Origin of the sequence: Sorangium sp. So ce381 (genome assembly GCF_051473845.1) — a bacterium.
Lineage (GTDB): Bacteria > Myxococcota_A > Polyangia > Polyangiales > Polyangiaceae > Sorangium > Sorangium atrum.
Map to the genome: position 1 here is coordinate 1769921 of NZ_CP150336.1, position 13901 is coordinate 1783821.

The 13901-nt window shown below is 72.8% G+C and carries 8 protein-coding genes; 6 read left to right on the forward strand and 2 right to left on the reverse strand.

Annotated elements, in window-relative coordinates; translation table 11 throughout:
* Positions 1-30: 30 nt before the first annotated feature.
* On the reverse strand, positions 31-1503 hold the full coding sequence (tssC, locus tag WMF29_RS06715) for a type VI secretion system contractile sheath large subunit (protein ID WP_437328041.1): 1473 nt from the start codon (positions 1501-1503) through the stop codon (positions 31-33).
* A 589-nt stretch (positions 1504-2092) separates the two neighbouring features.
* Between tssC and WMF29_RS06720 the strand changes: the two genes are divergently transcribed.
* From WMF29_RS06720 to WMF29_RS06735, 4 genes are all read left to right on the forward strand, one after another.
* Complete coding sequence (locus WMF29_RS06720; protein ID WP_437328042.1) at positions 2093-2353, forward strand: hypothetical protein; 261 nt, start codon at positions 2093-2095, stop codon at positions 2351-2353.
* A gap of 48 nt (positions 2354-2401) precedes the next feature.
* Positions 2402-2986 carry a hypothetical protein gene (locus WMF29_RS06725; RefSeq protein ID WP_437328043.1) on the forward strand — a complete coding sequence of 195 codons (585 nt, stop codon included), beginning with the start codon at positions 2402-2404 and terminating at the stop codon, positions 2984-2986.
* A gap of 2 nt (positions 2987-2988) precedes the next feature.
* Positions 2989-5142 carry a heavy metal translocating P-type ATPase gene (locus WMF29_RS06730; RefSeq protein ID WP_437328044.1) on the forward strand — a complete coding sequence of 718 codons (2154 nt, stop codon included), beginning with the start codon at positions 2989-2991 and terminating at the stop codon, positions 5140-5142.
* Positions 5143-5205: 63 nt separating this feature from the next.
* Positions 5206-5775, forward strand: a complete 570-nt coding sequence (locus tag WMF29_RS06735) for a cytochrome C (RefSeq protein ID WP_437328045.1) — start codon at positions 5206-5208, stop codon at positions 5773-5775.
* Between the two features lie 33 nt (positions 5776-5808).
* On the opposite strand, the gene WMF29_RS06740 is transcribed toward WMF29_RS06735, so the two are convergent.
* Complete coding sequence (locus WMF29_RS06740) at positions 5809-10893, reverse strand: AAA family ATPase (RefSeq protein WP_437328046.1); 5085 nt, start codon at positions 10891-10893, stop codon at positions 5809-5811.
* Positions 10894-11294: 401 nt separating this feature from the next.
* Between WMF29_RS06740 and WMF29_RS06745 the strand changes: the two genes are divergently transcribed.
* Both WMF29_RS06745 and WMF29_RS06750 read left to right on the forward strand, forming a co-directional pair.
* A complete protein-coding gene (locus WMF29_RS06745; protein ID WP_437328047.1) occupies positions 11295-12416 on the forward strand; it encodes a serine/threonine-protein kinase in 1122 nt (373 codons plus the stop codon).
* 196 nt (positions 12417-12612) lie between these two features.
* Complete coding sequence (locus WMF29_RS06750; RefSeq protein ID WP_437328048.1) at positions 12613-13728, forward strand: prephenate dehydrogenase/arogenate dehydrogenase family protein; 1116 nt, start codon at positions 12613-12615, stop codon at positions 13726-13728.
* The last annotated feature ends 173 nt before the right edge of the window (positions 13729-13901 follow it).

The following is a 13901-nucleotide window of genomic DNA, read 5'->3' on the forward strand; positions in this document are numbered from 1 at the left end:
CGCCCGCATCCGCCCGGAGCGGGGACAGCCTCACTCCCGGTCGAGCTTGCCCATCAGGCTCAGGGTGAAATAGGCCCCCATGTACTTGAGGTGCGGGCGCACCTCGAGGTGGACCCGGTACCAACCTGCGCTCCCCTCGACCTCGGTCACCGAGGTGCGCCCCTTGCGGAGCGGCCTGCGCGAGCGCACGGCGGGCGACACGACATCCATGTCCGCGACATACTGGCTGAGCCAGCTGTTCAGCTCGCGCTCGAGGTCGCCGCGCTCCTTCCAGGTGCCGATCTGCTCGCGCTGCATGACCTTGAGGTAGTGGGCGAGCCGGCTGACGAGGAAGACATAAGGCAGCTGGGTGCCGAGCCGGTAGTTGACCTCGGCGGCGCGCCCCTCCTCGCTCTGGCCGAAGTACTTGGGCTTTTGCGCCGAGTTCGCGGAGAAGAAGCAGGCGTTGTCGGTGTCCTTGCGGAACGTGAGCCCGATGAAGCCCTCCTCGCTGAGCTCGAACTCGCGGCGCTCGGTCAGCATGATCTCGGTCGGGATCTTCGTCTGGATGGCGCCGAGCGCCTCGTACTCGTGGAGCGTGAGCCCCTCGACCGTGCCGCCCGATTGCGGCCCGATGATGTGCAGGCACCAGCGGTGGCGCGCGAAGCTCTCGGCGAGCCGCGTCGCCATCGCGTAGGTGGGCGCCCCCCAGAGGTACGCCGCGTGGTTGCCGACGACGTCCTCCTCGTAGGAGAACGCCCGGATGGGGGCGGTGCTCGCCCCGTAGGGCAGGCGCAGGAGGAAGCGGGGGAGGAGCAGGCCGACGTAGCGCGCGTCCTCGGACTCGCGGAACGCTGTGTACTTCACGTACTGCGGCCCCTCGAAGAGCGCCTTGATGTCGCCGAGGTGCGGCACCTTCCGGTAGTCCTTGAGCCCGAAGAACTGCGGGCCCGCGACGGCCAGGAAGGGCGCGTGCGCCATCGTCGCCACCGCCGCGCATTTCTGGAGGAGCGCGATGTCCTGGGGCACGGGGCCGAACTCGTAGTTCGAGATGATGGCGCCGAACGGCTTGCCGCCGAAATTGCCGAACTCCGACGAATAGGCGATCTTGTAGAGGCCGCTCCTCACGACCTCGGACGAGTCCTCGAAATCGGCGAGCAGGTCGTCCTTCGAACAGTTGAGGATCTCGACGCGGATGTTCTCCCGGAAGTCGATGTGATCGATGGCGAACTTCAGACCGCGCCACGCGGCCTCGAGGCGCTGGAACACCGGGTGATGCAGGATCTCGTCGATCTGCCGCGACAGCCGCTGGTCGATCTCCGCGATCCACAGGTCGATGAGGGCGCTGTCCAGCGCCGCGCCGGCCTCCGGGCGGCGCGCCACCTTGCCGACGACCGCCTCCACGCCCCGCTTCACATCGTGGTAGGCGCCGCTCGTGGGGCCGACCCCCGTCTCCGCCAGGAGCTCCGCGAGGAGAGAGCCATTGCTCCCGGTCACCGGCTCTTCGTGCTGCCCCGCTTGCATGTCCGGAAATTTACCACGGTCGCTCGTCGGCTGGAAGCGACGGGCACGCCGGCGCCCGCGCGCCGCCCCGGGCCCTCCCGGGCGCGGCGGGGCGGGCCTGGGGCGGCGCGGCGCGGTCACGAGATGCGCGCGCTCGGCGCGCCTCGGACGCCCGCGCGGAACGCTCCCTCAGCACGCGAGTCAGGTGTCGACCGGACATGAAAAGCGCATGGCGGTCGCGCGACTGCAGTGTTACAAATCACATGTGGGTGCACCCACGGAAGCCGAAGAAACAAGGGGTTTTCGTTCGAGTCTGCCCTCTCGCACGCCCGGATCGGGCGCCGGCGCCCCCGCGGCGACGCCCGTCCTGGTCGTGGCCGCGCGGCGCCGCGCGGCGCCAGCGCCCTGAACGGCTCGGGACCGAGTGAAATGGGCAGTGCGAGCACGGAGGGACAGCGGACATCGCGTGTCTCTATCTGTGTCTCCGTGTGCCCCGTGTCTGTGTGGGTCCAGATTCTCTGTCTTTACATCCGGCGCGCGTCTGTGCGTCGTCGGCATTCGGCGCGCCTTGGCTCGCCGTCGGTCGTGGATTTCGAGGAGAGGAGTGGGGATGGAACGCCTCGGGCTCGGCATCATCATCGGTATAGGGCTCGCCAGCTTGACGAGGATCACCCGTCCGACCGTCAAGAGGGCCATGGCGCTCGGCTTCGTCGCCGCGGACAAGATCAGGGGCGCGCTCGGTGAGGGCAGGGAGAGGGTCGCCGACCTCGTCGCCGAGGTGAGGGAGGAGATGGCACGCCAGGATCAGCGCGCCGGCTCGGGCGGCGCGGAAGGGTGGTCGCGCGCGGAGATGGAGCCGCCCGGGAGCTGACGAGTGGGGTGTTCTGGTGACCCGGCCTCGCAGGCCGGGAGGTGAGCCATGCCGAGCGATCGAGGGGTCGTCATCATCCACTGGGTTCCAGGGCGCGTGCGCCTCGCCGTCCCCGCGCTGCGCAGGGACCCGGCGAGGGCGGAGGAGATCGCGGAGCTGGCGCGCGCCTGCCCCAGCGTCGTCGACGCGCGGGCGAGCGCGTGGGCCGCGAGCCTCACGATCGAGCACGAGCCCGACGTCCCGCTCGAGGACGTCTTCTCCGAGCTCGCGCACATCCCCGAGCTCTCGGGCTGTAGCTGCCGGTCGATAGATGAGCTCACGCCCTCGCCCTGCGCGCCGCCCATCGAGCCGCCGAGCCCTGGCCGGACGGCGCGCTTCGTCGTCCAGGCCGCGGACAGGCTGAACGCGGCGTCCCAGGCCGTCCCGCCGCCGCACGTCGACCTCAAGCTCCTGCTCCCGGCGCTCCTGGTCGGGTCCGGGCTGCTCCAGGTGCTGACGCGGCGCTCCCCGGGCATGCCCCACTGGATCACGCTCGTGAAGTACGGGGTCGACTTCTTCGTGGTGCTGAACCACGGCCGCATTCAGAGCTTCTTCGCGAGCGCGGGCGCACCCACGGGCGGCGAGGCGGGGTGACGATGGCAGCGCTCCTATCGACCGGGACCGAGCCGGTCTCGGTGGTCCACGCGATCCCGGGCAGGGTCCGCCTGCGGCTCCCCCGCCTCGGGAAGGACGCGGCCTTCGGCCCGCTGCTCGAGGCGGGGCTCACCGCCCTGCCGGGGGTCCTGTCCGTGCGCATCGCCGAGGGCGCGTCGAGCGCCGTCGTCGAGCACGACCCGCGGCACGTCGAGCTCGACGTCATCGTGCGCGCCGCCGCATCGGCCTCCGCCGCGCCGGCCCCGCGGGGGGCGCTGCGCGCCGCGCGCGCCGCCCGGGAGGCGCGCCGCGCGGCCGCCCTCGCGAAGCGCCCGCTCTACCTGTCGAGCGTCGGCATGGTCCTCTCGCTCGGCAGCTTCGTCTCGCCGCTGCTCGCGTACCCGTTCATCGCCGCGACGTCCGCGCCCATCCTCAAGAGGGCGTGGGACTCGGTGGTGCGGGACCGCAAGCTCAACGTCGACCTGCTCGACAGCCTGGCGATCGCCTCGGCCGTGGCGACCGGAGACGCCATCAACGCGGCCGGCATCATCTGGCTGGTCACGCTCGGCGACCACATCCGCGATCGCACCCAGGCGCGCGCCCGGCGCGCGATCCGCGGCCTGCTCGAGTACCAGCGGGACCTCGCGTGGGTGGTCCGCGGCGACGCGAAGGTGCAGATCCCGGTGGCCGAGCTCGTCGCCGGAGATCTCCTCGTCGTCTATACCGGATCGGTCATCCCGGTCGACGGGACGGTCACGGACGGCGAGGGGCTCGTCGATCAGCAGACGCTGACCGGCGAGTCGATGCCCGTGCTCAAGGGCCCCGGCGACCGCTGCTTCGCGGCGACCGTCATCAAGGACGGCAAGCTGTACATCCGCGCCGAGCGGGTCGGCGGCGACACGACCGCCGCGAGCACGGCGCGGCTCATCGAGAACGCGCCCGCCCTGGAGACGCGCGCGCAGAACTACGCGGAGCTCGTGGCGAACCGGCTCGTCCCGCCGGCCCTCGCCTGCTCGGCGCTCGTGCTCGCCGCGACGAGGGACCTCGGCCGCGTGTCCGCGATCCTGACGATCGACTTCGGCACCGGCCCGCGGGTCTCGGCCCCGACGACGGTGCTCGCCTCGATGAACGCCGCGGCGCGCCGCGGGATCCTCATCAAGGGCGGCGCCTACATCGAGAAGCTCGCGAAGGTGTCGACCGTGGTGTTCGACAAGACGGGCACGCTGACCTCCGGCATCCCCGAGGTGACGGACCTCCTCGTCCACGACGGCCTGTCCGAGCGCGAGGCGGCGACGCTCGCCGCGGCGGTGTCCGCGCGGCAGACCCACCCCGTGTCGCAGGCCGTGCTCCGGCTCGCCGAGGCGTGGTCTCTGACGATCCCGGACCGGGAGGAGTCCCGCTACCTCGTCGGTCGGGGCGTGCAGGCCAGGGTCTGCGGCAAGGTCGTGCAGCTCGGCAGCCCCCGCTTCCTCGACGAGCTCGGCGTCGTCTGCCGCGCCGAGCCCGTCGCGAGGAGGGAGCTCGAGGCGGCGGCGAAATCGCTCCTCTTCCTCGCCGTCGACGGCCGGCACGTCGCCACGCTCGCCTGCCGCGACGCCATCCGGGCCGAGAGCCGCGCGACGATCCGCAGCCTGCGCGCCCGCGGGATCGAGGACATCGTCATGCTGACGGGCGACAGCCGCGAGGTGGCCAGGCAGGTCGCGCTCGAGCTCGGCATCACCCGTTACTTCGCGGAGATGCTGCCCGAGGACAAGGCGGAGATCACGCGCCGGCTGACGCAGGAGGGCCGCACGGTCGCGGTCGTCGGGGACGGCATCAACGACTCCCCGGCGCTTTCGTACGCCGACATCGGCATCAGCGTGTCCGCGGGCGCTGAGATCGCCCGGGAGACGGCGGGCGTCGTCCTCGTGGAGGACGACCTGTCGAAGCTCGTCGAGGCGATCGACGTCTCGCGCGCCGCGATGCGCCTCATCCACCAGAACTTCTCGATGATCCTCGGCGTGAACGCGGTCGCGTACGCGCTGTCGATCCCCGGGCTCCTCAACCCGGTCGCGGCGACGCTCATGAACAATGGCTCCGCGGTCCTCGCCTGCGTGAACGGACTCCGTCCGCTCATGGCCGCGCCGCGGAGGAAGGCCCGCGCCGGCGGCCGCTAGCGCGCTCGTGCGCGCCGCGCCGCAGCCCGGCACGCGCGCTGCACGAGGGGTGGAATGGTTGGAATGCAGAGCGAAACGCGCGCCGGATCGAGATCGTCCGCCGCGGACCGGGCGCGCGCGGCGCGCCGGACTGTGCAGTGGCTGCTCGGCGCGGTGCTCCTGGTGTCGATCGGCTGTGCAGCCGTGGCACGGGTTCCTGCCTCGCCGCGCGTCACGGCGGGGAGCCCGGAGGAAGCCGGCCGGTACCTGATCCTCGTGGGCGGATGCAACGACTGCCATACGCCTGGCTGGGACAGATCGAGCGGCAGGCTCCCGGCCTCGGAGTGGCTGACGGGCAGCGACGTCGGCTACCGAGGTCCGTGGGGGACGAGCTATGCGGAGAACCTCCGGATCTCCGCCCAGAACCTCAGCGAGGAGGCCTGGGTGCGGATGTTCCGCGAGGCCGCCGGCCGGCCGCCGATGCCATGGCTCAACTACGTGACCCTGCACGAGGGCGACCTCGTCGCGATGTACCGCTTCATCCGGAGCCTCGGGGAGAAGGGCGTCCCCGCGCCCCGCGCGGTGCCGCCGGGGGAGGAGCCCGCGACGCCGTACATCCTCATGGTCCCGCAGCAGCCGAAGGGCAGGCCGTAGTCGTCGGCTCGCGTCGGCCCGCGTCGGCTCGCGTCAGGCCTGCAGGCCGCCGAGCGTCGCCGACGCCGCGTGGCTCGCCGCCGGCCGCTCGCAGGGCAGCTCCACCGTGAACCGCGCCCCCTCGTCCGGCCGGCTGACCACGCGCACCGCGCCGCCGAGCGCCTCGACGATGCTCTTCACGACGTGGAGCCCGAGCCCGAGCCCGCCGAAATGGCGGCTCGACACCGCGCGCTCGAACCTGTCGAACACGTGCGGGAGCCGCCCCGCCGGGATCCCGATGCCCTGATCCTGCACCACGAGCTCCGCCGTGCCGTCCTTCCGCGCGACCGAGACGTCGATCGGCTTGCCGCCGCCGAACTTGAGGGCGTTGTCGAGCAGGTTCGAGACCACCTGCTCCAGCCTGCTCCTGTCCCACGACCCCACGACGGACGGCTCGGCGCGCACGCTCACGGGCGAGCCGGACTGCGCGATGCGCTCGGTGAGCCGCTCCACGACGCCGTCCACGACCTCCGCGAGATCGACCTGCTCGACGTGCAGCTCCAGCCGGCCGGTGTGGAGCTGCGACACGTCCAGCACGTCGTCGATGAGCCGGACGAGCCGGTGCACCTGCCGATCCATCCTTTGCAGGGCGCGCGCGACGCGCTCGTCGGACGCGTGGTCTCCCCGGCGGAGCAACGCCTGGAGGCCGAGGCGCAGGGAGGTGACGGGCGTCCTGAGCTCGTGCGACGCGACGCTGAGGAACTCGTCGCGGACGCGCACCGCGTGCTGCGCCTCGCGGTAGAGGCGGGCGTTCTCGAGGGCGATCGCGATCTGATCGGAGAGCAGCTCCAGCACGTGGACGCGAGCGCGCGTGAAGGCGTACGTGGTGAGGTTGTTCTCGAGGTAAACCACCCCGAGCCGCGCCTCGTTCCGCTGGATGGGCAGGACCAGGACCGACCGCGAGCCGCCCTCGGCGAAGTGAGGATCGCGCTCGCGCTCCGGCTGGCTGTCCGCGTCGTCGAGCACGACGATCTCGCCCGCGCCGTGCGCGTGCTCGACGATCTGCCGGGGGACCTCGCATGACCGGGAGAGCGGCGTGCGCTCGATGGAGACAGGAGCGGCGACGGACCCCTGGGCCCGCACGAAGAGCTCCCCCTCTTCCTCGAGCACGAGCGCCCCGCACTGCGCGCCGGCGGCCTCCAGGCAGACGCCCAGGAGCTTCTCGAGCAGCCGATCGAGCACGATCTCGCCCGAGAGGGTCTCCGCGGCCTTGAGCAGGCTGAGCGCGTCGAGGGCGACCGCCGGGAGCCGCTCCTCCGCGAGCTCGGGCTCGTCGCCGGACCCGCCGAGCCCGAACTCCTCCGCGAGCGCGCGGGCCTTCTCCGACGCCCCCCAGCAGGCGAACCCCTGGTGCGCGGCGCGCAGGTACATGGCCGCGATCCGGGCCCGCCCGAGCCCGTGGTAGAAGCGCCCAGCCAGCTCGTTGCCGAGCGCCGCGATGTGGAGGAACCCCCCGCGCGTCGCCGCCTCGATCGCCTCGTCGTACCGCGCGCCGGCGAGCTCGAACCTGCGCTCGACGCGGGCGATCTCCGCGTCGACGAGGAGGCGCCGCGGGAGGAAGTTCTCCGCGCAGCCCGACTCCCACCCTCGCAGGGCGCGCTGCAGGTCCGTCGCGCGCGCGAGCAGCGCGGCCCTCTCCCGCTCGTCGGCCTCATCGCACCGCCACAGCAGCGTGAGCGCGGCGTACAGCGCGTACTGGCACTCCGGGATGTAGCCGCCGAGGAAGTGGATGGACGCGACCGCCGCGTCGGCGTGCGCGGTGGCCTGGGCCAGGTCCCGGAACAGGTACGAGGCCTGGAGCCGCAGGATGTGATACACGCACTTCGCCGGCGGCTCCCGCTGCATCGCCTCGAGGAAGACCCGCTCGTCGAACTCGGCGTCTTCGGGCACGTTCCGGCCCCTCGTCAGCCCCTTGAGGCACCGGATCATCTGCCGGTAGGAGACCTGGTAGAAGAGCGTCGACTTGTTGCCGGTCTGCTGGCTGAACGCGAACCCGTCGTTCAGGTCGACGAGCACGAGATCGAGCTCCACCCCTGCGGCGAACGAGTGCCCCACGAGCCCCGTGCGCGCGTAAGACGAGAAGCGGAGCTCGCCGGACGACACGCCCAGGGCGACGATCTCGCGGAACGGCGCCCCGCCCGACGCGAGCGGCGCGATCCACGGGTGAACGAACTCGTTGTACATGTACCGGGCGATCGTCTCCTGGGCGCGATCCTCGAACCTCCGCGCGAGCTCCACGGCGAGCTGGCCGAAGCCCTGGGCGCTCGAGAGCTCGCCCTCCGCCGCCAGCAGCATCGCGTGCCCTGCGTAGGAGAGGATCGACTCGCTCGCGTTGCCGTGCTCCAGCGCGAAGCGGACGCCGAGGGAGGTGAGGAGCACGAGCTGCTTCCGGTCCGCGAACCAGGCGGGGGCCACCATCTCGGCGAGGAGCCTCATGCGGGCCCGCTCTTCCGGGCTCGTCACGTGGGGGAGATCGACGAGCGACTCGGGTGAGCGCTCCGCGAGCTGGCCGGCGATGGCCCGCCGCTGGGCCGTGATCTCTGCGTCGAGATCCGCCGCCGACAGCTCGGCCCCGAAGTGCGCGCGCAGCGCGTCGCGCCCCCAGCTGAGCGCCAGATCGTGCTCGCCGGTGATCGTCGCGCTCATGATCCGGAGCGCCTCCAGGTCGACCTTCTCCGGGATCGACGCCGCGTGGCGGAGCCCCTCCTCCACGAGCGCGCGGGCCGCCGCGTGCTGATCGGTCAGCGCGGCGCACTCCGCCGCGTCGCGGTGGAGGGAGAACCAGAGCTCGTAGCGCGAGCGGAAGGCGCCGTCCGGCAGCAGGCGGAGGCCGCTGCGGAAATACGCGAGCGCCGGGCCGAAGGCGGCGGCGCGGCGCGCCTTCACGCCGGCGCGGAGGTTGAGCCGCGCGAGGTGGTCCCGCTGCTCGGCGTCGAGCAGCGCGGCGCCGAGGTTCAGCTGGTCCGCGGCGTCGAACAGCGCCGCGTCCGTCCCGTTGGTGCAGGTGGCCTCGAGGAAGCGGCCGATCTGCAGGTGCAGCTGCATCCGCAGCTGCTCCGGCCCGAGCTCGTAGGCCGTCTGCTGGACCCGGTCGTGGACGAACCGGATCGCGAGCCCCGCCTCGCGCTCGCACGTGCCGTCGGGCACGACGAGCCCCTCGCGGAGCGGCTGGACGAGCGCCCCGGTCGTCTCGTCGACGGATCGGCCGAGCACCGCCGCGATGAGCCTGAGCTCCGCGCGCCTGCCGATGCACGCGGCGACCTGCAGCAGCTCCTGCGCCGCCTGGGGCAGCCTGCGGACGGACTCCGACATCAGCTGGACCACGTTGTCGGTGACCCCGACCCGCTCGATCCGGCCGAGATCCCACGTCCATGTCGAGCGGATCGCGTCGAAGAGGAGCAGGCCTTTCTCCTGGAGGGACCGGAGGAGCTGGCGGATGAAGAACGGATTGCCCGCCGTCTTGGCGAGGAAGAGCTCTGCGAGAGGGCGCGCCCGCTCCGGCTCGCAGCGGAGCGCCTCTGCGAGCAGCGCGACGACCGGCTCGACGCCGAGCGGGCCGAGCGAGAGGTGCGTCATCGGGGGGACCTGCGCGCCGCGGATCTCCTCGATGGTCTGGTGGAGCGGGTGCGCGGCGCCGACTTCCCTCGACCGGTACGCGCCGAGCAGGAGCACGTGCTTGCTGCGCGGATCCGCGGCGAGGGCGCGGAGGACGCGGAGCGACGCGGCGTCCGTCCACTGCAGGTCGTCGAGGAAGATCGCGAGCGGCGGCCGCTGGGTGGCCACCGCGCGCACGAAGTCCTGGATCGCGAGCAGGAAGCAGTTCTCGGCGCGCATCGGATCCGCGGCCGGCGGCGCGGGCGCGTCCCCGAGGAGCTCGGTGAGCTCCGGGCAGAGCTCGCCGAGGGCGCGGCTCCGCTCGCTGACCGCCTCCCTGAGCTGCGCGCGGCTCTCCTCCGGCTCGGCGCGGAGCGCGGCCGCGAGGGCGCGGAGCGCCTCTGCCAGGGACGCATAGGGCACGTTCGCGGCGCGCAGGTCGAACTTGCCCTCGATGAACCGCCCGCCCCGCTCGACGACGGCGGCCTGCAGCGCCTCGACGAGGGCGGTCTTCCCGACGCCTGCCTCCCCGGTCACCAAGACGAGCTCCGTCCCGCCGCTCGACACGCGGGCGAGCGCGCCGCGCAGCACGGCGAGCTCGCGCTCGCGGTCGATCAGGCGCTCGGGCAGCGGGAGGCGCCGCGCGAGATCCATGCGGCCGAGCTCGAACGGCGCGATGGTGCCCGTGGCGCGCCATCGCCTCTGCGCCTCGTGGAGGTCCTGGGCGAGGCACTCGGCGCTCTGGTATCGCAGGTCCGGCATCTTCGCGAGGAGCCGCTGTACGAGCTCCGAGAGGGCCGCCGGGACACCGGGGCTCACGACGTGCGCGGGCACGGGGCTCCTCGCCATGTGGGCGTGCACGAGCGCGAGCGGATCGAGGTCCTTGAAGGGCGGCGCGCCGGTGAGCATGGCGTAGAAGGTCGCTCCCAGCGCGTACAGGTCCGATCGCGCGTCGATGAACCAGCAGGTGCGCCCGAGCTGCTCGGGGGACAGAAAGGGCAGCGCGTCGAGCTTTTCGAGCTCCACGGCTCGGGGCATGCTCGTCAGCTCGGCCGCGTCCGAGAAGTGGACCAGGGTGACCTGCCCGTCCTCGCCGAGGACGACGCGGCTCGGGGCGATCGCGCGATGGACGACGCCGCTCCCGTGAATGCGCGCGCACGTCTCGGCGAGCGCGATGGCGATATCGAAGAACGCGTCCAGCGCGAGCGGCCCTCGCGCGAGCCGGCGCTCGAGGTCCTCGGGACCTGCGTCCTCGAGGAGCAGCGCCGGCGTGCCCTCCGGGCCGTCCAGCGCCAGCGGCCGCACGACCCCCGGCACGTCGAGCCGGCGCAGGAAGGCGTGCTCGCGCAGAAGGAGGGCCGCCGCGCCCGGGGCTGGATGACGCCCCCGAACGGTTTTCTGCACCACCATCCTCCCGGCAAACCTCTGTCTGCGGAGCAGAAATCGGCTGCAGCGGTGGACGTCAGTCGCTTCCGCCCGAGTCATACGCGTTCCCCCCCGCGCGTTGCCGCGAGAATATAAAGCAGGATGTGTGCTGGTGCGAGCCGGGAAGTCCCGGGTCTCGTGATATGGGAGAGACGTCGGGTTGTGCGCTTCGCGCTATCGCGCGGCGCCATCACCTCCTCCTCTCGGCGCGACAACGCGACGGCGCGCGCTGCGCGGCCTCCCGCCGCCGCGAGGGCGCCCCTCCAGCAGCCATTTGCCTGGCCGTCTGGCTGCGCGGGAAGGGGTGAATGGGGCGTGAAAGGGGCAGCACGGCGCTGGCTTCGAGCTCCGGCGACGACCGGCGACCGCCAATCCGGCGAGCGAAGGTGCTAGGATGAATCTGCGCATGTACGGGGGGCGGCCGGCTGCCCCCGCGCCGGTGCGCGCTGCGGGGAGCTTTGATGAACGCACCTGTCGTCGCAGGGGACGTGATCGCCGAGAAGTACCGGGTCGACCGGATCTTGGGCAGCGGCGAGCTGGGAACGGTGGCCTTCGCGAGCCACCTCGTGCTTCCTCAGCGGGTCGCGATCGAGCTCCTGCTCGCCGACGGCAGCCCGGAGCGCGTGGAGCGCTCGCTCCGGGAGGCGCGCGCGGCGGTGGCGCTCAAGGGGGATCACGTCGCGCGGGTGCTCGACGTCGGTCAGCTCGCCTCGGGTGTCCCGTACATCGTCACGGAGCACCTCGACGGACAGGACCTCTCCGAGCTGCTGCGCGGCCGCGGCCGGATCGAGCTCTCGGAGGCCATCGATTGGGTGCTGCAGGCCTGCGTGGCGGTGGCCGAGGCGCACGCCGCGGGGATCGTGCACCGCGACCTCGAGCCGGCGCGCCTGTTCCTCGCGACGACCCCCGGCGGCGCGACGCTCCTCAAGGTGCTCGGCTTCGGCGCGTCCAGGGAGCTGCCCTGCGCGAGCGACGGCGGCGCGCCGGCGCAGACGCGGGAGGAGCTCGGCGCGCCGCTCTACATGTCGCCGGAGCGGATGCGGTCGTCGGTCGCCGTCGACGCGCGCGCCGACGTCTGGTCGCTCGGCGCGATCCTCTACCGGCTCCTGACCGGGCGGCCGCCGTTCGAGGCGAGCTCGCTCGCCGATCTCGCGCCGCGCGTCGCGAGCGCGGCGCCGGTGCTCCCGAGCGCGCTGCGGTCCGACATTCCCCCCGGCGTCGACCGCGTGCTCCTCTGCTGCCTCGAGAAGGACCCCGCGCGGCGGCCCGCGAGCGTGGCCGAGCTGGCGATCGCGCTCGCCCCTCATGCGTCGGCGGAGGGCCAGGATCACGTGGAGCGGGCCGCGCGGCTCCTCGGCGCGACGCTCCCGTCGCGCCCCCGCGCCTCGCTCCCGACGATCGGGCTCGGGCTCAGCGCGAGGCCCCGCCCGCCCGAGAGCGCTGGACCGAGCTCGGAGGCGGCCCCGGAGACCTTGCGGCACGGCGCGCAGGACACGGGGCGCCACAGGGCGCGCATCGCGCTGATCGCAGCCGTCGCGTCGCTGCTCGCGATCCTCGGCGTGGCAGCGACGCAGCTCAGGTGAGCCGGCGCCGGCCGAGCCGCCGCGGGCGCAGGAGCACCCCTCCGGCCCTCGCCGGAGAAGCGTCGTCGCCGCGAGCGCGGCAGGATGGGAGAAGCCGGAGAGCCGTCCTGTCTCTCACGGAGCGGGTCGCGGATCCTCGCGGCTGCGCCGAGAAAACGTGACATCCGTGTAGACCGGCTGTCGTAGTATCCGCCGCATGCCGCATTCTCTCCCACATTCCGGGGGTGGCCTCGCTCCGCCCGCGCGCATCGGCAAGGTCGCATTCCTCGGGTATGGCCGCTTCGGTGCGGCGCTCGGGTCGCTGCTCCGCGACGCGGGGATCTCGGTGCGCGCGTTCGACCCTTCCGCGGAGATCCGCGGCGCCGCGCGGGCCGCCTCGCTCCCGGAGCTCGTGGACGGCGCGGACCTCGTCATCGTCGCCGTCCCGGTGCCAGCGGCGCGCGAGGCCCTCCTGTCGCTGCGGCCTCACCTCGCGCCGGGGCAGATCGTGGCCGACGTGGGCAGCGTGAAGAGCGTGCCGGCGAGCGCCATGGCCGAGGTGCTCGGCGACAGCCGGCCCTGGGTGGCGACGCACCCGCTGTTCGGTCCGGCGAGCCTCGCCCGCGGCGAGCGCCCGCTGCGCGTCGTCGTCTGCCCGAACCCTGCGCACCCGGACGCGGTGCGCCGCGTCGTCGCGCTGTTCGAGCGGATGGGCTGTCAGGTGCTGGAGCAGGCCCCGGAGGAGCACGACCGCGTGATGGCCTTCACGCACGCGCTCGCGTTCTTCATCGCGAAGGGCATGATGGACGCGGGCGTGCCCGCCGGCGCGCCCTACGCGCCGCCCTCGTTCCAGGGGATCGCTCACACGATCGAGACGGTGCGCGTGGACGCGGGGCACCTGTTCGCCGCGCTGCACCGCGAGAACCCCTTCGCGAGCGAGGCGCGCCGCCGCCTCATCGACGCGCTCGTCGCCGTCGATCGAAGCCTCGACGTGCCGACCAAGGACGCCGCGCCCGAGGACCTCGCCGCGCTCGCGATCCCCGATCTCGGCGCGCTCTCTCCCGAGCTCCGCGAGACGCGGGAGCTCATCGACGACCTGGATCTGGAGCTCGTCGGCCTGCTCGCGCGGAGGGCCGAGCTCGTCCAGCGCGCCGGGCGCGCCAAGGCCACGATCGGGGCGGCGGTCCGGGATCCGGTGCGCGAGGCGCGGCTGATGGAGTCGCGCCGCCGCTGCGCCCTGGAGCTCGGCCTCGACCCCGACGGCGTCGCCGAGGTCTTCGAGGTGATCCTCCGGCACTCGCGCTCGCTCCAGGAGCGGCGCTCCGCCGTCTAGCGCGCGGAGCGCGGCGCAGGCGACGGACTCCTCACCATCGGAGCACTCGACACTCCGAGCGCGTCGAGCGGGTATCGCCAGAGGGTCAGGAGAGCGTCGCCACATCGCCCTCCGCGTCACTTGCGTCCGTTTTCTTCGTCATCTCTCCGATTCTCGCGCTCTCTCACGGCCTC